At 73.6% G+C, this 15,844-nt stretch carries 14 protein-coding genes; 7 read left to right on the top strand and 7 right to left on the bottom strand.

The genetic code is table 11. From position 1 onward, the window contains the following. Nucleotides 1-266 precede the first annotated feature (266 nt). The 4 genes from IH48_RS0113725 to IH48_RS0113710 are packed head-to-tail and all read right to left on the bottom strand — an operon-like array spanning nt 267 to nt 5,351. On the bottom strand, nt 267-1,733 hold the full coding sequence (locus IH48_RS0113725; RefSeq protein ID WP_030903400.1) for a dihydroorotase: 1,467 nt from the start codon (nt 1,731-1,733) through the stop codon (nt 267-269). Beyond that, nucleotides 1,730-3,217 (bottom strand): FAD-binding protein, encoded by a 1,488-nt coding sequence (locus IH48_RS0113720; RefSeq protein ID WP_051839860.1) that lies wholly within the window; start codon nt 3,215-3,217, stop codon nt 1,730-1,732. Before IH48_RS0113720 ends, IH48_RS0113725 begins: the two co-directional genes overlap by 4 nt. Nucleotides 3,218-3,225: 8 nt before the next feature. Further along, a complete protein-coding gene (locus tag IH48_RS0113715) occupies nt 3,226-3,930 on the bottom strand; it encodes an aspartate/glutamate racemase family protein (RefSeq protein WP_051839732.1) in 705 nt (234 codons plus the stop codon). Then, complete coding sequence (locus IH48_RS0113710) at nt 3,927-5,351, bottom strand: MmgE/PrpD family protein (protein ID WP_051839859.1); 1,425 nt, start codon at nt 5,349-5,351, stop codon at nt 3,927-3,929. Before IH48_RS0113710 ends, IH48_RS0113715 begins: the two co-directional genes overlap by 4 nt. A 252-nt stretch (nt 5,352-5,603) precedes the next feature. On the opposite strand from IH48_RS0113710, the gene IH48_RS0113705 reads away from it, so the two are divergent. The 6 genes from IH48_RS0113705 to IH48_RS0113680 all read left to right on the top strand — a co-directional run bounded on the left by IH48_RS0113705 (nt 5,604) and on the right by IH48_RS0113680 (nt 12,379). Next, nucleotides 5,604-6,479, top strand: a complete 876-nt coding sequence (locus tag IH48_RS0113705) for an IclR family transcriptional regulator (RefSeq protein WP_078849702.1) — start codon at nt 5,604-5,606, stop codon at nt 6,477-6,479. Continuing rightward, nucleotides 6,472-7,746, top strand: a complete 1,275-nt coding sequence (locus IH48_RS0113700; protein WP_030903395.1) for a CaiB/BaiF CoA transferase family protein — start codon at nt 6,472-6,474, stop codon at nt 7,744-7,746. The genes IH48_RS0113705 and IH48_RS0113700 overlap by 8 nt, the downstream gene beginning before the upstream one ends. Beyond that, nucleotides 7,743-8,552 (top strand): HpcH/HpaI aldolase/citrate lyase family protein, encoded by an 810-nt coding sequence (locus IH48_RS0113695; RefSeq protein ID WP_030903394.1) that lies wholly within the window; start codon nt 7,743-7,745, stop codon nt 8,550-8,552. The genes IH48_RS0113700 and IH48_RS0113695 overlap by 4 nt, the downstream gene beginning before the upstream one ends. 161 nt (nt 8,553-8,713) lie before the next feature. Next, nucleotides 8,714-9,541, top strand: a complete 828-nt coding sequence (locus IH48_RS0113690) for a cyclase family protein (protein WP_030903393.1) — start codon at nt 8,714-8,716, stop codon at nt 9,539-9,541. After that, complete coding sequence (locus IH48_RS0113685; RefSeq protein ID WP_030903392.1) at nt 9,541-11,007, top strand: MmgE/PrpD family protein; 1,467 nt, start codon at nt 9,541-9,543, stop codon at nt 11,005-11,007. The genes IH48_RS0113690 and IH48_RS0113685 overlap by 1 nt, the downstream gene beginning before the upstream one ends. Before the next feature lie 43 nt (nt 11,008-11,050). Further along, nucleotides 11,051-12,379, top strand: a complete 1,329-nt coding sequence (locus tag IH48_RS0113680) for an MFS transporter (protein ID WP_030903391.1) — start codon at nt 11,051-11,053, stop codon at nt 12,377-12,379. A gap of 47 nt (nt 12,380-12,426) precedes the next feature. Here IH48_RS0113680 and IH48_RS0113675 read toward each other — a convergent pair whose 3' ends face one another. From IH48_RS0113675 to IH48_RS0113665, 3 genes are read right to left on the bottom strand one after another with little or no spacing between them, the layout of a single operon-like run. After that, on the bottom strand, nt 12,427-12,888 hold the full coding sequence (locus IH48_RS0113675) for a MarR family winged helix-turn-helix transcriptional regulator (RefSeq protein WP_030903389.1): 462 nt from the start codon (nt 12,886-12,888) through the stop codon (nt 12,427-12,429). A gap of 8 nt (nt 12,889-12,896) precedes the next feature. Continuing rightward, the gene (locus IH48_RS0113670) at nt 12,897-14,000 is read right to left on the bottom strand and encodes an alkene reductase (RefSeq protein WP_420705479.1); all 1,104 of its coding nucleotides are present in this window, start codon (nt 13,998-14,000) and stop codon (nt 12,897-12,899) included. A gap of 42 nt (nt 14,001-14,042) precedes the next feature. Beyond that, nucleotides 14,043-14,957 carry an NADP-dependent oxidoreductase gene (locus IH48_RS0113665; RefSeq protein WP_030903385.1) on the bottom strand — a complete coding sequence of 305 codons (915 nt, stop codon included), beginning with the start codon at nt 14,955-14,957 and terminating at the stop codon, nt 14,043-14,045. 177 nt (nt 14,958-15,134) lie between these two features. On the opposite strand from IH48_RS0113665, the gene IH48_RS0113660 reads away from it, so the two are divergent. Further along, nucleotides 15,135-15,842, top strand: coding sequence for an ABC transporter ATP-binding protein (locus IH48_RS0113660; RefSeq protein WP_030903384.1), 708 nt, complete (start codon nt 15,135-15,137; stop codon nt 15,840-15,842). Nucleotides 15,843-15,844: the final 2 nt, after the last annotated feature.

The following is a 15,844-nucleotide window of genomic DNA, read 5'->3' as shown; positions in this document are numbered from 1 at the left end:
GAATGTCGCCACCCCGGTAGCCGCCGGGGCGGGGCCGGTGCGTCCACGTCCGCGGCGCCGGCGCCCCGGTCCGCCCGGCCGGTCCGCGCGCCGGGCGCGGGCGGCCGCCGGCGCGGGCGGCCGGGCTGCCGACCGCCCGCGGCCGGTGCCCGCCCGCTGAGGTCGCCGCCGCGCGGGCGCAGGGCCGCTCGCCCCGGCGGGCGGCCCGACCGCCGGGGCCCGTGCCCGGGCGCGGCGCGGTGCGACGCAAGCCGCGCCGCGCGGAGTCAGCGCGTCGTCGGGCGGGACAGGTAGCGGCCCTGCGGGTCGCCCGCCACCTTGCCGTCCGCGTAGATCGCCCTGCCGCGCAGGAACGTCGACTCGACGCGCGCGCCGATCTCCAGGCCCTGCAACGGCGTGTACTCCTGGGCCGATTCGGAGTCCGCCGCGTCCACCGTCCACGACCGGGACGGGTCGACGAGCGCCAGGTCCGCGTCGTAGCCCTCCGCGATCCGGCCCTTCGTGTGCAGGCCGAAGCGCCGCGCCGGCGCCCACGCCGTCAGTTCCGCGACCTTGCTCAGCGGCAGGCCGTGCGAGGGCGCCGCGCCGACGAGGCCCGGCAGCAGGTACTCCGTGCCGCCGAAGCCCGACTTGGCCTGGAACACGTCGCTCGCGGGGTCGCCGAACTTCGTCTCCTCCTTGCAGCACGCGTGGTCGCTGACCACCCAGCTGACGTTGCCCGCCACCAGGTGCTCCCACAGCGCGTCCACGTCGGCCTGCGGCCGCAGCGGCGGGTTGACCTTGCCGCCGATCCCGGACGCCGTGTCGATGTTCGCCAGCAGATGACCGATCGTCACCTCGCGCCTGAAGTCGACCTGCGGGAACGCCTTGGCCATCAGCATCGCCGCGTCGATCGCCTTGCGCGACGACAGGTGCAGGAGGTTGATGTTGGGCAGCTCCGTCTCGGCCGCGAGGTAGCTCGCGATCGTCACGGCGAGCCCCTCCGAGTGCGGTGGGCGGGACGCGCTGTACGCGGCCAGCCCGTCGAGCGTGCCCGCCTCCTCGACCAGCTTCGTGTACGCCGTCATGATCTCGGCTGTCTCGCAGTGCAGCGACAGCGAGATGGACTCGGCCAGCTCCGGGTACGCCTCGCGCGCCGCCTGCACGCCGCGCATCACGAACTCGAAGTGCGCGAGGTCGTAGCGCTCGCCGGGCGGCGTCATCAGGAACGAGGACTGGTCGGCCGAGCGGCCGTGCAGGCCGTGGCTGCCGTAGAACATGAAGATCTTGAACGAGGTGACGCCGAAGCGGGCGATCAGCTCGGGAATCTCCTCGATGTGCGACTTCTGCATGGGCGCCAGGTGGAAGGCGTAGTCCACGTGGGAGCGGCCCTGCGCGCCTTCGAGGACGAGGGGGAACACCTCGTTGTAGCTGCCGCCCCTGTTCATGTAGTACTGGCCGGTCCGCATGTACGTGAGCGCCGAGGTGACGCCGCCCTGCGCGCAGGCACGCGACTCGGTCGCGGTGTCGTCGGACAGCGGGTTGTAGATCCCCCAGTGCTGGTGCGCGTCGACGACGCCGGGGAAGGCGAGCAGCCCCTTGCCGTCGACGACCTCGCGGGCGAGGGACGGTTCGATGCCGGGCGCGACGCGGTGGAACTTCCCGTCCTTGATGCCGATGTCCGTCGCCGGGACGGTGTCGCGGTCGTGGCTCACCAGGCGCACGTTCTTGATCAGCAGGTCCAGTTCGGTCATGGTGCGGTGCCTTCCTCAGGTGTGCCGGTGTGCTGGTGTGCCGGATTCAGTGTGTGGGCGCGGGCCACGTCGTTCGCCGCCTGCCAGGCCAGGCCGAGCGCGGGCAGCAGGCCGTTGCCCGCCAGATAGCCGGCGGCGCCGTGCCCGGAGATGCCGTGCGCCGCGCCGCCTGACGCGTACAGGCCGGGGATCGGGCCGCCGTCGCCGCCGCGTACACGCGCGTCGCCGTCGACCGTGAGGCCTCCCTGGGTGTGGAACAGCGCCGGCACCACCTCGACGGCGGCGTACGGCGCGCGCAGCGGCGCCTCGAAGAACGTACGGCCGAACGGGTCGCCCTCGCCCCCCGCTCCCGCCCCGGCGGCCTGGTCCGCGAGCGACTCGGCGAGCGCGCCGGCCGGCATCCCCGTGCGCGCGGCGAGCTGCTCGACGTCGTCCGCCCACACCAGCGCGCCCGCGTCCGCGGTCTCCCGGAAGTCCGTGAACGAACGGCACAGGTCGTGGATGCGGCGGTCGAGGACGATCCAGCCGTGCGCGCCCGGCCGGGCGGCGAGCGCCGCCGCGTACTCCGAGTAGCCCGTGGTCTCGTCGCCGAACCTGGCGCCGCCGGCATCGACCATGATCGCGCCGTGCATGATCGTCGCCCAGCCGACCAGCGTCCTCGACCTGCGGGCGAGCGCGGCGTGGCCCTGGTAGGCGTCGAGGAACGCGGAGCGCGCGCCGAGCCGCGCCCCGATCCCCAGGGCGTCGCCGCGCGAGAACTGGCCGCCGTGGTAGTCGGCCGCCGCGATCTCGGGCAGGTGGGTCGCGACGCGTACGCGGTCGGCGCCGTAGCCGTTGGTGGCCAGCAGGACGGCGCGCGTGGTGATCGTCTCGCGCCGGCCGCCCGGGTACTCGACGACGGCGGCGGTCACCGCGCCCGGGTCATTCGTTCCGGTCCTGTCGCTCGTGACGACGTCGACCAGGCGCGCGGGGACGAGCATGTCGACCGTCGGCGCCCGCCGCACCCGTTCGTACAGGTGGCGCAGGAGCACGGAGCCGTGCCGCCCCTCCACCGTGTGCAGCCGGTCCGCCGAGTGGCCCGGGTAGCTGAAGTCCCGTACGAGCTGGAGCGGCAGGCCCGCGCCGTCCGCGAGCCACTCCACCAGCGGCGCGCTCAGCCGTGCGAGCGCGTCGGCCAGGACGGGATCCGCGGTGCCGTGGGTCTTGGCGGAGATGTCGGAGAGGAAGCGCTCGGGGCTGTCCTCGACACCCGCCTCGCGCTGCCAGCGCGAGCCCGCGCCGGGGATCATCGCGGTGGACATCGAGGTGTTGTTGCCGCGCAGGAAGTGCTCGTCGGGGTCGACGACGAGCACGCCGAGACCGGCCTCGGCGGCGCGCAGCGCGCCCGCCAGACCGCCGCCCGCGCCCGCCACCACCAGGTCGACGACGGGCTCGTCCACCGCCGCGTGCCCGGCCCGCCGCTGCCCCGTCTCGTCACGTGCCATGGCGTCCTTCATACCTCCGTCCCCGTCCCTGTCCCCGCATCCGCCCCGGTCCGCGCCCCTGCCGCAAGCAGGCGCAGGGCCAGCTCGGCGGGGTCCACGAGCGGTACGCGGTGCGCCGTCGCACCCTCGTCCACGGTCACGGCCGAGCACCCGTTGACGACGGCGTCGGCGCCGCGCGCGGCGAGGCCGTCGAGCGCTCCGTGCACCGCGTCGTTCCATCGCCCGGTGTCGGCGATGGCGTCGAAGTCCAGGTCGAGCACGGCCACCCCGGCGAACCAGGGGCCGTATCCGTACTCCTCGACGCGCTCGGCCAGCGCGTCGCCGATCGCGCGGTTGCGGGTCACGGCGCCGAAGCGGCGGCCCGTCGCGACCAGGTGCGCGGCGGTGAGCCGCAGCATGCCGACGGCCGGCGCCCGCTCGTGCGCCACCCGCCCCTCAGGGGCGGCGTCCGGTGTGACGGGCACGGCCGGGTCCAGTACGCAGTCCGGCATCCGGTAGGCGAAGCCGTCGCGGGGTGCGGCGGCCAGCGTGCGCGTGACGGACGCCGTCGACGCGGCGATGTCGTCGCGCGTGGCGAACTGGGCGGGGGCCGTCGCGTCCGCGGGTTCGAGGACGAACTCGACGCCGGGCGGCGACAGCCGGCGGTAGCGGTCGCGCCTGCGCGCGAGTTCGCCCGCGTCGACCCGTACCGGTGTGACGGACAGGATCCTCATGCTGTGCCTCCCGAGGCCGCGGACGCGGCGTGTGCGGTGGTGGGGCCCGCCAGCGCGCGCAGTGCCGGGCCGACGTCGTCCGCGTCCGGCAGGCCGTCGGCGAGCCGGGCCAGTGTGTCCACCAGGGGCCGGTCGCCGAGCAGTCCGGCGAGGAACGACGCCAATGTCCCGGCCGTGAACGGATGGTGCTCGCTGTCCCCGACGGGGTGCGGCGCGGTGAGCTCCACGGTGCCGAGGCCGCCCGTGAAGTGTGCCGTCAGGCGTGTGGGGCGCTCACGCGGCAGCCGCGCCGTCAGCTCCGGGTCCTCGCGTACGGTCACCTTCCGTGCCAGCGCGAAGAGTTCGGGGCGCTCGTGCTCGGTGGAGTCGGCCGTCGCGGGGGCGACCTCGCCGTCCAGCAGGGCGGCGGCCACCGCGTACGGTACCGAGAACATCGCGCCGAGCCCGCTGTCCCAGTGGGTGCGGTCGAGGGGCGCGGCCAGCCGGTGCGTCGCCACGTCGAGTGTGTCGACGCACTCCACGGCCTGGTGGGGCGTCAGTGCCCCGAGGCGGCGGTCGGCGCGCAGTGTGAGCGCCAGGTCGGCGGCCGGGTGCGTGTAGGAGCACGAGGCGTGCCGCTTGAAGTAGTTGTGGCCGATCTGCCAGTCGGAGCCGAGGCCTTCGGTGAGGGCGGGGGCGTCGAAGCGGCCGAGCAGGGTGCCGAGCGAGAGGGCCGCCGTGCCCGTGTTGCGCACGACACCGGCGCGTGCGAGCCGTGCGGCGGCGAGCCCCGACACGGCCGCCGCGCCCATCCAGGCGTCGCGCACCCGGTGCCCGTCGAGCGCCGAGTCGAAGTGGCCTGCGACCGGCAGCCCGGCCGCCGTGTCGATCGCGGCCGCCACCTGCGGTGCCGGCAGGCCGAGCAGGACGGCGCAGCCCGCGGCGGCCCCCGTGACACCCCAGTTGCCGTGCGGGTGCACGCCCGCGCCGAGCGCGGTGGCGCGGCCGAAGCGCGCGGCCACCTCGTACCCGGCGAGCAGCGCGCGTGCGGTCGTCCCGCCCGAGCTGCCCAGGGACGCGGCGAGGGCGAGCACCGCGGGGAACGCGTGCCCCGCCGGGTGGCCCTTCGCGTACTTGCCGCCCTCGTCGAGCTCGCAGCACACCAGCGCCGTCGCGTTGAGGTACGCCGCCGTGTCGGTGGCCGTCACCGCGCCTCCGCCGAGCACCGGGGCGTCGCCGGGCGGCAGGGGCCAGACCTCTCTCAGTGCGCGCTGGCCGCGCGTGCGCGATCCCGCCAGTGTCACGGCGAGGGTGTCGAGCAGCACGAGCGAGAGGCGCCGGCGCACCGGTTCCGGCACGTCGCGCCAGGAGAGTCCGGCGGCCCAGTGGGCGAGGTCGTCCGTGTGGCGCGCGGCCGACCCGCCCGGCCCGGCGGCTTCCATCCGCACGGTGGCCACCTCCTTCCGACTGTTCCATTCAGCGGAACGCTCTGGTGATTCAATGATTCCAACGCGTTCGGGAAAACGTCAATACCCCTTCGCGAGGGCGGGAAAATTTCAAAGATTCCCTGCGTATTCGGTCTTGACCTCGCGGGAATCCGGTGTTTCTCTGATGTTCCATTGAGCGGTACGCGGCATCCGCAACACGCGATGGCCGGCCGCCATCCCGAAAAGGGGGCAGGCGAGAATGGGCCCATGACGACTCGACCCGGAACAGCAACCCACCCCGGAACGACGGCACAGCCAGGAACCGAGACAGCGGGCCGGGTGATCGACGTCCTCCTGCTGTTCACCGACGGACCCGACGAACTCGGCGTCTCGGGGATCGCACGGGAACTCGGCCTCAGCAAGGCCGTCGTCCACCGCATCCTCCAGACACTCGTCGGCCGCGGGATGGTGGCGCTCGACCAGGAGAGCCGGCTCTACCGGCTCGGCCCCAGCGCGGCCGCGCTCGGTGCCCGCGCCCTGCGTGAGTTCGACCTCCGCGCGGCGGCGGCCGCCACACTGCGGCGGCTCCAGGCGGACACGGGCGAGACCGTCACACTCAGCGCCCTCGTGCCCGGCGGGCGCGCGTACGTCGACCAGATCGTGAGCACCCACGAGGTGAAGATGACCGTGGAACTGGGCCGCAGGTTCCCGCTGCACGCGGGCAGTTCGGGCAAGTGCTGCCTCGCGTACCTGCCCGAGCCGTGGCGCGAGGAGATCCTGGCGGCCTCGCTGCCCGCGCTCACCGACACCACGCCGACCGACCCGGGCGACCTGCGCGCGGAACTGGCCGGGATCAGGGAACTCGGCTACGCCAGCTCGCACGGAGAGCGCCAGTCCGACGCCGGTTCCGTCGCCTCGCCGCTGTTCGGACTCGACGGCGCCGTGCGCGGCGCGGTCTCCGTCTGCGGCCCGCGCTCCCGCGTCACCCCGGCGTTCATCCGCGACTGCGCGCCCCGCGTGGTCGAGGCGGCGCGCGACATCTCCGCCGCGCTCGGCCTGCCCGGCGCATGGCCGGCCGGACGGCCCGGCAGGGCATCCGCCTCTCCCACGCGACCACGAAAGGATCCGGCTCCCCATGACTGACACCGACCGCGACGCCGCCGGCCCCGCCGCCCGCCCCGACGGCAGCGCCGGGACGGGCACGGGCGGCACCGGCGGCCCCACGGCAGGCGCGGCGCTCGACGGCGTCAAGGTGCTCGACATAGCCACCCTCTTCGCCGGGCCTCTCGCCGCCACCCTCCTCGCCGACTACGGCGCCGACGTCACCAAGATCGAGCACCCCAAGGGCGACCCGGTGCGCAGCCACGGCGCGAGCAAGGACGGCGTGGGCCTCTGGTGGAAGATGCTCTCCCGCAACAAGAAGGCCATCACGCTCTACCTCGGCAGCCCCGAGGGCCAGGACGTCTTCCGCCGCATGGTCGCGGACGCCGACGTGGTGATCGAGAACTTCCGCCCCGGCACGCTGGAGCGCTGGGGCCTCGGCTACGACGAGCTCAGCGCGATCAACCCCGGCCTCGTGCTCGCCCGCATCACGGGCTTCGGCCAACTCGGCCCGTACGCCAAGCGCCCCGGCTTCGGCACACTCGCCGAGGCCATGAGCGGCTTCGCCGCCATCACCGGCCGGCCGGAAGGACCGCCCACGCTCCCGCCGTTCGGGCTCGCCGACGGGGTCTCCGCGCTGACCGCCGCGTTCGGCATCATGACCGCGCTGCGCGCCCGCGACCGCACGGGCCGGGGCCAGGTGCTCGACCTCGCCATCATCGAGCCGATGATCACGCTGCTCGGCCCGCAGGCCATCGCCTACGACCAGCTCGGCCAACTCCAGCCGCGCACGGGCAACCGGTCGGCGAACAACGCACCGCGCAACACCTACCGCACCAAGGACGGCAGTTGGGTCGCCGTCTCCACCAGCGCCCAGTCCATCGCGGAGCGTGTGATGCGGCTGGTGGGACGGCCCGAGTACGTGGACGAGCCGTGGTTCGCCTCGGGCGCCGAGCGCGCGGAACACGCGGACGAGCTGGACGAGGCCGTCGGCGGCTGGATCGCCGAACGCACCCGCGCCGAGGTCATCGAGGCGTTCGAGCAGGCGCAGGCCGCCGTCGCGCCCATCTACGACATGAGTGACATCTTCGAGGACCCGCAGTTCCGCGCGCTCGACACGATCACCACCGTCGAGGACGAGGAACTCGGCACGGTCAGGTTCCAGAACGTGCCGTTCCGGCTCAGCGACACACCGGGCGCCGTCCGCTGGTCCGGCCCGCGCAAGGGACGCGACACGGCGGAGGTGCTGGCCGCGTACGGGGTGGACGCGCAGGCGCTCGCGGCCCTCGCGGAACGGGGGATCGTGTGAACGCCCGGTCGTGGCTCTACGTCCCCGCCACCCGCCCCGACCTGCTGGCCAAGGCCATGCGCGGCGACGCCGACGCCGTCGTGCTCGACCTGGAGGACTCCGTGCCGCACGCCCGCAAGGCCGAGGCGCGCGCATGGGCGGCGGAGGCGGCGCGCCAACCGTGGCCGAAGCCGCTGTGGGTCAGGGTCAACGACGTGGCGGGCCGCTACGGAACGGCCGACCTGGAGGCGCTCGCCGGCACCCCCGTGGCCGGTCTGCGGCTGCCCAAGTGCGAGACGCGGGAGCAGATCGCGCTGGTCCTCGGCCATGTCGACGTGCCGCTGCACCTGCTCTTCGAGACCGCGCTCGGTGTCGAGCGCGCCTACGAACTGGCCTGCGCGGCACCGCAGGTGGCGCTCTTGTCGCTCGGCGAGGCCGACCTGCGCGCCGACCTGCGGGTACGTTCGGACGACGCGCTCGACTGGGCACGTGGCGGCATCGTGGTCGCCGCGCGCGCGGCGGGACTTGCACCGCCCGTGCAGAGCGTGTGGACCGACGTGGCCGACCTTGACGGGCTCGTCAGCAGCACCCAACACGCACTTGAGCAGGGCTACTTCGGGCGCTCCGTCGTCCACCCGAGGCAGATCGGGCCGGTCAACGCGGCCTTCACACCCGCGCCCGACGAGGTGGCGCGGGCGCGCCACCTCGTCGACTCCCTGCGGGAGGCGGCGGACGCGGGCAGCGCGGCCTGGCTCGACGACGACGGCCGGCTCGTCGATCCGGCCGTCGTCGCGCAGGCGCGCTGGGTCCTCGAACGCACCGGCTGACCACACCCCCGAGGCGCGCGCCTCGCCACCACACCCGCACCAGCACACACGTAGCCAACCCACACGTAGCCAACCCGCACCGGCCGTCCCACCGGCCCACCGCACCGCACCCACCGCGCGGCACGCGGCCCCCACACCACCACACCGAGGCAAGGCAGGCCATGACCTCACCACAACAATCCACCAATCCGCTGCTCGACGCCCTGCCGGCGGACCCGCGCATCGTCGAGCTCGGCCAGCCGCTGTTCACCGGCATGCCGTGCTCGCCGAACCACCCCGGTTTCCGCATGACACTGGCCCGCAGGCACGGTGACATGGTCAGGCCCGACGGTGGCTCCGCGTCCAACGAGGTCATCATCACCGGCGGACACGTCGGCACGCACATCGACGCGCTCTCCCACGTCAGCCACGACGGCAAGCTGCACGGCGGCGCGGACGCCGCAGAGGCGCAGGCCGGCGGAGCCTTCTCCGTGCACGGCGCGGAACACACGCCCGCCATGGTCACCCGCGGTGTGCTCCTCGACGTGGCCGCCGCGCACGGCACCGGCACGCTGCCCGGCGGATACGGAGTGAGCGCGGACGACCTGGAGCGCGCGGCGAAACTCGGCGGCGCGGAGCCCGGCCGCGGCGACGTCGCCCTCGTACGGACAGGCTGGGCAAGGAAGTTCGACGACGCCGTGGCCTACCTCGGCAAGGAGTCCGGGGTGCCCGGCATCACCGAGGACGCGGGACGGTGGCTGGCCGAGCGCGGGGTGCGGGCCGTCGGCTGCGACACCACCGCGTGCGAGCGGATACCACCGGGCGCCGGCCACAGTGTGCTGCCCGTGCACCGGCTGCTGCTCGTCGACAACGGCATCTACATCATGGAGCACCTCGCACTGGAGGACCTGGCGGCCACCGGGCAGCACGCGTTCCTCTTCGTGGTCGCGCCGCTCAGGATCGTCGGCGGCACAGGCTCCCCGATCCGCCCGATCGCGGTGATGGCCTGATGACCCCTGCCACCAGCGAGACCCCGACACCGGCCCAGACCCTCGCGCGCTTCGCCGTCGACGTACGCGGCGGAACGCTCCGCGCCGACCTCGCGGAGAAGACCACGGGCCACCTGCTCGACCTGCTGGGCAACAGCATCGCCGCCCTCGGCGAGCGCCCCGGCGCGGCCGTGCGCGAACTGGCCGACGAGTGGGGCGGCGCGCCCGCCGCCACCGTCATCGGCTCGCCCGTGCGGCTGCCCGCGCCGTCCGCCGCCCTCGTCAACGGCACACTCGCGCACAGCCTCGACTTCGACGACACGCACCTGCCGTCCGTCCTGCACCCGTCGTCGCCCGTGCTGCCCGCCGCCCTCGCCACCGCGGAGGCCGTCGGCGCGTCGGGGGCCGACCTGCTCGCGGCCGCCGCCGTCGGTGTGGAGGTGACCTGCCGCCTCGGCATGGCCCAGTACGACGAGGAGTTGGGCAACTCGGTCTTCTTCGACCGCGGCCTGCACGCCACCGCCATCTGCGGCGCGATCGGCGCTGCCGTCGCCGCCGCGATGCTGCGCGGGCTCGACGCCGACGGCATCTGCTCCGCCATCGGCATCGCCGCCAGCATGGGCTCCGGCATCATCGAGGCCAACCGCACCGGCGGCACCGTCAAGCGCGTGCACTGCGGCTGGGCCGCACACGCGGGCGTCGTGGCCGCCGACATGGCGCGGCTCGGCCTCACGGGCCCGCCGACGGTGCTGGAAGGCCGCTTCGGGTTCTTCCAGGCCTTCTGCGGCGAACGCTTCGACCCCGACCTGGTCGCCGCCGCAGTCACGGACGGGCTCGGCGAACGGTGGGAGCTCTCCCGGCTGTTCATCAAGCCGTACCCGTGCAACCACTTCACCCACGCGGGCGTGGACGCCGCGATGCGGCTGCGCCGCCGCGGCGTCGACCCCGGCAGCATCACCGCCCTGACACTCGGCGTCCCCGCGCCCGTCCTGCGCACCATCGCGGAGCCGGCCACCGAGAAGGCACACCCGCGCTCCGGCTACCACGCGGCGTTCAGCGGCCCCTACACCGTGGCCGCGGGACTCCTCGCCGACCCCACGGCGCCGGGCGCCGGACTCGGCGTGTTCCACAAGGACTTCACCGACGAGGCGGCGGCCGATCCCGCCCGCCTCGCCCTCGCGGCGCGCGTGACATGCGTCGCCGACGAGGAGTGCACGGCCGCCTTCCCGCACCAGTTCCCCGCGGTGCTGACGGCCCGGGCGGACGACGGATCGACCGTGACCGAACGGGTCATGGTCAACAGGGGCAGCCCACAGGACCCACTGGACGCCGGGGAGCTCACCGCCAAGTTCCTTGCGAACGCCGCCGCGGCGGCCGTCCCTGACGCCTCCGCCCGCGAACTGGCAGACGAGGTATGGAAGATCGGCAGCGCCCAGGACACCGCGGGCCTCACCCGCGCGCTGTCCGCGGTGGTGACCGGCACATGACGCACCACAGCCTTTCCGACCCACCCGTGTGAGGTGAGAACCCATGAGCAGTGTGCGTTCCGCACGCCCCGAGCGGTCCCGTGCGCGCTGGCTGACGCTCGGCCTGATCGTCGCCCTCATCGTCATCAACTACATCGACAGGAGCGCGGTCAGCTACGCGGTCGACCCGCTGACCAAGGCGTTCGGTATCAGCAAGTCCCAGTACGGCTATGTCAGCAGCGCCTTCTCCATCGGCTACATGGTGTTCGCGTTCCTCGCCGGGCCGCTCGTCGACCGGTACGGGGCGCGGCGCGTGCTGCTGCTCGGCGTGGCCCTGTGGTCCGTGGTCACCGCGGTCACCCCCGTGTCCGGCACGTTCATCGGCCTGTTCGTGGCGAGGATCGTCCTCGGCGCCGGCGAGGGGCCCGGCTTCCCGGCCGCGACCCGTACGGTCAGCCGCTGGCTGCCGCAGAAGGAACGCGGCCGGGCACTCGCCATGGTCGGCGGCGTGGCCGTCGCCGGATCGCTGCTCATCGGCGGCCCCGTCGTGACGCAGCTGATCGCCGGCCTGGGCTGGCGCGGCATGTTCTGGGTCCTCGCGGGCCTGGGCGCGCTGTGGTTCGTCGTCGCCTACGCACTGCTGCGCAACACACCGGACGAGCACCCGCGGGTCTCGGCGGCGGAGCGCGCCCACATCGCGGAGGGCCAGCTTGAGGAGGAACGTTCCGCCAGGGTGCGCGTCCAGTGGCGCCCGGTGCTCACCAGCAGGAACCTGTGGATCATCGCGGTGGGCTACTTCGCGTGGGGCTTCATGTTCTGGGGCTTCATGTACTGGCTGCCCGAGTACCTGTCGTCGCAGTACGACCTCAGCATCACCGCGGTCGGCCTCTTCACGGTCGCGCCATGGGCGGCGGGCGTGGCCGGCGCGCTGGCCGGCGGCGTCATCACGGACCGCGTCTTCTCCCGCACGGGCAGCCCCCGCACCCGCTTCACCATCATGGGCGTGGCACTGCTGCTCTCGGGCGCGGCCCTGATCCCGATCTTCACGGCGCCGTCCCTGACGGTGTCGGTCACGTTCATCTCGATCGGCGTCGGGCTCGGCTTCGTCACGGGCGGCATCTGGTGGGTCGCCGCGATCGACGCGGTACCCGCCCAGCCGGGCGTCGCGGCCGGCTTCGCGGACGCGTCGTTCGCACTGTCCGGCGTGGTCGCGCCGTCGGTGATGGGCTTCATCGTCACCTCGACGGGGAGCTTCTCCAGCGGATTCGTGGTGATGACGGTCCTGGCGGTGATCGGCGCGGGCTCGCTGCTGATCCTCCCGAAGCGGGAGCACCACCGGGAGCTCCCGCCGACGCGGCGGGAGCCCGACCTGGCGGCACCGAACCCGCAGTGACCGCCCGGTCGGGCTGCCGCCCGCTCGCCGAGCCCGGCGCGGCAGCCCTACCTGGCGTGGTCCCTGACGGCCTGCTCGATGGTGTAGGCGGTCGCGGTGAACGCATCGGCCTGCTCTGCCGTCAGGTCCCGGACCGTGATCTCCTCCAGGCTCCGCCACATGTCCGCGATGGGCCTTCGCATGGCGCGGCCCTTGTCGGTGAGGTGGACGATCATGACGCGCCGGTCGTGCTCGGCCGGCTCCCGGGTGAGCAGTCCTGCCTCCTGCATGCGGCGCAGCGACTTGGAGACCGTGGAGTGGTCGAGGCCCGCGCTGTCCAGCAGCTCCGACTGGGTCTGGCCGTCACGGTCGAAGAGCTGCATCAGCAGCAGCTCCTGCCCCGGGTGAAGGTTCATGTCGCGGAGCATGGCGGCGGCATGGCCGCGGTGGGTGCGGGCGAGCTGGAAGATGGCGTAGCTGAGACGGCCGTCGCGCGCCGTGCCGGGGGTCCTGGACGCGGGGTCGGTCATGGTGCTCCTCATGCGTCGCCGAGGGTGGGGTAGTCGGTGTAGCCGCTCGCACCGCCACTGTAGAAGGTGGCCGGGTCAGGGGTGTTCAGCGGCTTTCCCGCGCGTATCCTGCCGACGAGGTCGGGGTTGGCCAGCGCCATCGCGCCGACGGTGACGACGTCGGCACGGCCGTCCGCTATGTCCTTGGCTCGCTCGGCCAGGTCGGCGCCGGCGCGGTTGAGCACCAGCGTGCCGGGCCACAGCGACCGCAGTGTGCCGAGGAGTTCCTCGTCGCCGGCGTGGATCAGGTGCAGGTAGGCCAGGTCCAGCGGGGCGAGGGCGCGTACCAGGGCCGGGTACAGCTCGTGCGTGTCGTCCTCGCGGACGTCGTTGAAGGGGTTGCCGGGGGACAGGCGGATGCCGGTGCGCCCGGCGCCGATCTCGCCGGCGACGGCGGTGGCGACCTCGGCGGCGAAGCGGATGCGGTGCTCGACGGAGCCGCCGTAGCGGTCGGTGCGCTGGTTGGTGTTGCCCGCAAGGAACTGGTGGACGAGGTAGCCGTTGGCGCCGTGGATCTCCACTCCGTCCGCGCCCGCTTCGACGGCGTACGCGGCCGCGCGGCGGAAGTCCTCGACGGTCGCGGCGACTTCGCCGGCGGACAGCGCGCGGGGCACGGGCATCTCCCGCGGCCCGGCCGCGGTGAACATCGCGCCGGCGGGCCGGATGGCGGAGGGTGCCACCGGCCGGCGGCCGTGCGGTGTGTTGTCGGGGTGCGCGATGCGCCCGGTGTGCATCAGCTGGATGACGATCCGGCCCCCGGCGGTGTGCACGGCGTCGGTGACCTTGCGCCAGCCGGCCACCTGCTCGCGGGAGTGGATGCCGGGCGTGAGCAGGTAGCCCTGGCCGTCGGGGGAGGGCTGGGTGCCCTCGGTGATGATGAGCGCCGTCGAGGCTCGCTGGGCGTAGTACTCCGCGTTCAGCTCGGTCGGCACGCCCTCGGGGGTGGACCGGTCGCGGGTCATCGGCGCCATGGCCAGGCGGTGCGGGAGCGGGATGTCCCCGGCGCGGGCGGGCTGCCACAGGGCGTCGAGGCCGGTGGTGTGTGTGGTGTCTGTGGTGTCGGCGATGGACACGGTGATTCTCCTCGGTACTGGTTGGTCGGGTGGAGCCGGTGATCAGTCGACGGTGATGACGAGCTTTCCGCGGCTGTGACCGGCGTCGCTGGCCTGCTGGGCCCTGGCCGCGTCGGCGAGCGGGTGCGTCGCACCGACGGTGGTGGCGAGGTCGCCGTCGGCGGCCAGTTGGGCGAGTTCGGCCAGGCGGGCGGCTGAGCGGCGCTGGGGCCCGTCGGAGAAGACGACGCCGAGCTCGCGGGCGCGGAAGTCGGCTGTGGTGATGATCCGGTCGGTGCCTCCGCGCAGGGTGATCGAGTCCTCGAGCGCGCCCTTGCCGGCGACGTCGAGCACGGCGTCGACACCGTCGGGGGCGACTGCGCGGACCCGTTCGACCAGGTGGTCGCCGTAGACCAGCGCGGTGGCTCCGAGCGAGGCCACGTACTCCTGGTTGGCGGGCCCCGCGGTGCCGATGACGCGGGCACCGCGTGCGACGGCGAACTGGACGGCCATGGTGCCGAGCGCGCCGGATGCACCGTGGATGAGCAGGGTCTCGCCGGCCTTGACGTCGAGCAGGTCCAGGGCACGGTCGGCACCGTCACCGGCCACCGGCAGCGCGGCGGCGTGCGTCCAGCCGAGGCCGGCCGGCTTGAGGGCGAGAACGGACGCGTCGGCCAGCGCGTACTGCGCGTAGGCGCCGGTGTCGGACCAGCCGAGCACCTCGTCGCCCACCGCGAACGAGTCGACGCCTTCGCCGAGGGCGTCGACCACCCCGGCGATCTCGCCGCCGGGGACGGCCGGCAGCGTGGTGGGGAAGATGCTCTCCATGGCCCCGGAACGGATCTTCCCGTCCACCGGGTTGACACCGACCGCCCGCAGGCGGACCCGGACCTGCCCGGGGCCGGGCCGCGGGGTCTCGATCTCCGCCTCGTGCAGGACCTCGGTGCCGCCGAACGTGTCGAAAACGATGGCCTTCATGACTGCTGTCTCCTTCGCGGGACGATCCACCGATGCCAATTACGTGGCTGGACACATAAAACGTAGCACCGATTAGGTGGCTAGCCAAGTAATTGGATCGCCCAGCAGGTGCGGACCCGGCGTACGGACCCGGCGGGTACCGTGTCGTACCGACGCGCTCCAGGAGGCCACCGCACGATGAAGGAACCAGCGGGCAGGCAACGGACCGCGCCTTTGCTGGAACTGACCGGGATCAAGCGCCAGTACGGCGACCGAGCCGTGCTCGACGGTGTGAGCCTGCGCCTGGACCGCGGCGAATGCGTCTCCCTGGTCGGGGAGAACGGGTCGGGGAAGAGCACGCTCCTGCGTATCGCCGCAGGCCGGGACCGTCCCACCGAGGGAACGGTCCTCTTCGGCGGACACCACATCGACGAGGACGCGCCCGACGTCCGCGCGCGCGTGGCGTCGGTCATGGATCCCGGGGCCTTCTACCCGGACCTGACCGTGCGCGAGCACCTGCGGTTGGTGGCCCTCTCCCACGGCATGGGCGGCGACACCGAGGGCGCCGTCGAGCGGGTGCTGCGGGCCCACCGGCTCACGGACCGAGCCGACCACGTGCCCTCCGCACTCTCCTCCGGCCAGACGCAGGCGCTGCTGCTGGCCGCCGCCTTCGTCAGACCGCACGACCTGCTCATCCTCGACGAACCCGAACAGCGCCTCGACTCCGGCGCCCGCCGGCGTCTCGCCGAGCTCATCGCCTCGCACCGGGACAGCGGCAAGGCGGTCCTGATGGCAACTCACCACCAGGTGCTGAACGACACGGCCGACCGCGTCGTCCGGCTCGGACCCGATGCCATGGCGGCGGGCTCCGGCGACTTCGCGCCGGAGGAGGAGCAGGACCGGTGAGC

Origin of the sequence: Streptomyces sp. NRRL F-5126 (assembly GCF_000721265.1) — a bacterium.
Classification (GTDB): domain Bacteria; phylum Actinomycetota; class Actinomycetes; order Streptomycetales; family Streptomycetaceae; genus Streptomyces.
The sequence above is the reverse complement of the archived record's forward strand: the minus strand, read 5'-3'. Positions and strand labels throughout refer to the sequence as shown.

Coding starts and splice junctions, on each gene's coding strand:
- IH48_RS0113685 (WP_030903392.1), top strand. CDS start 9,541: ATGACCCCTGCCACCAGCGAGACCCCGACACCGGCCCAGACCCTCGCG.
- IH48_RS0113665 (WP_030903385.1), bottom strand. CDS start 14,957: ATGAAGGCCATCGTTTTCGACACGTTCGGCGGCACCGAGGTCCTGCAC.
- IH48_RS0113690 (WP_030903393.1), top strand. CDS start 8,714: ATGACCTCACCACAACAATCCACCAATCCGCTGCTCGACGCCCTGCCG.
- IH48_RS0113710 (WP_051839859.1), bottom strand. CDS start 5,351: ATGGAAGCCGCCGGGCCGGGCGGGTCGGCCGCGCGCCACACGGACGAC.
- IH48_RS0113720 (WP_051839860.1), bottom strand. CDS start 3,217: ATGGCACGTGACGAGACGGGGCAGCGGCGGGCCGGGCACGCGGCGGTG.
- IH48_RS0113700 (WP_030903395.1), top strand. CDS start 6,472: ATGACTGACACCGACCGCGACGCCGCCGGCCCCGCCGCCCGCCCCGAC.
- IH48_RS0113660 (WP_030903384.1), top strand. CDS start 15,135: ATGAAGGAACCAGCGGGCAGGCAACGGACCGCGCCTTTGCTGGAACTG.
- IH48_RS0113680 (WP_030903391.1), top strand. CDS start 11,051: ATGAGCAGTGTGCGTTCCGCACGCCCCGAGCGGTCCCGTGCGCGCTGG.
- IH48_RS0113675 (WP_030903389.1), bottom strand. CDS start 12,888: ATGACCGACCCCGCGTCCAGGACCCCCGGCACGGCGCGCGACGGCCGT.
- IH48_RS0113725 (WP_030903400.1), bottom strand. CDS start 1,733: ATGACCGAACTGGACCTGCTGATCAAGAACGTGCGCCTGGTGAGCCAC.
- IH48_RS0113705 (WP_078849702.1), top strand. CDS start 5,604: ATGACGACTCGACCCGGAACAGCAACCCACCCCGGAACGACGGCACAG.
- IH48_RS0113715 (WP_051839732.1), bottom strand. CDS start 3,930: ATGAGGATCCTGTCCGTCACACCGGTACGGGTCGACGCGGGCGAACTC.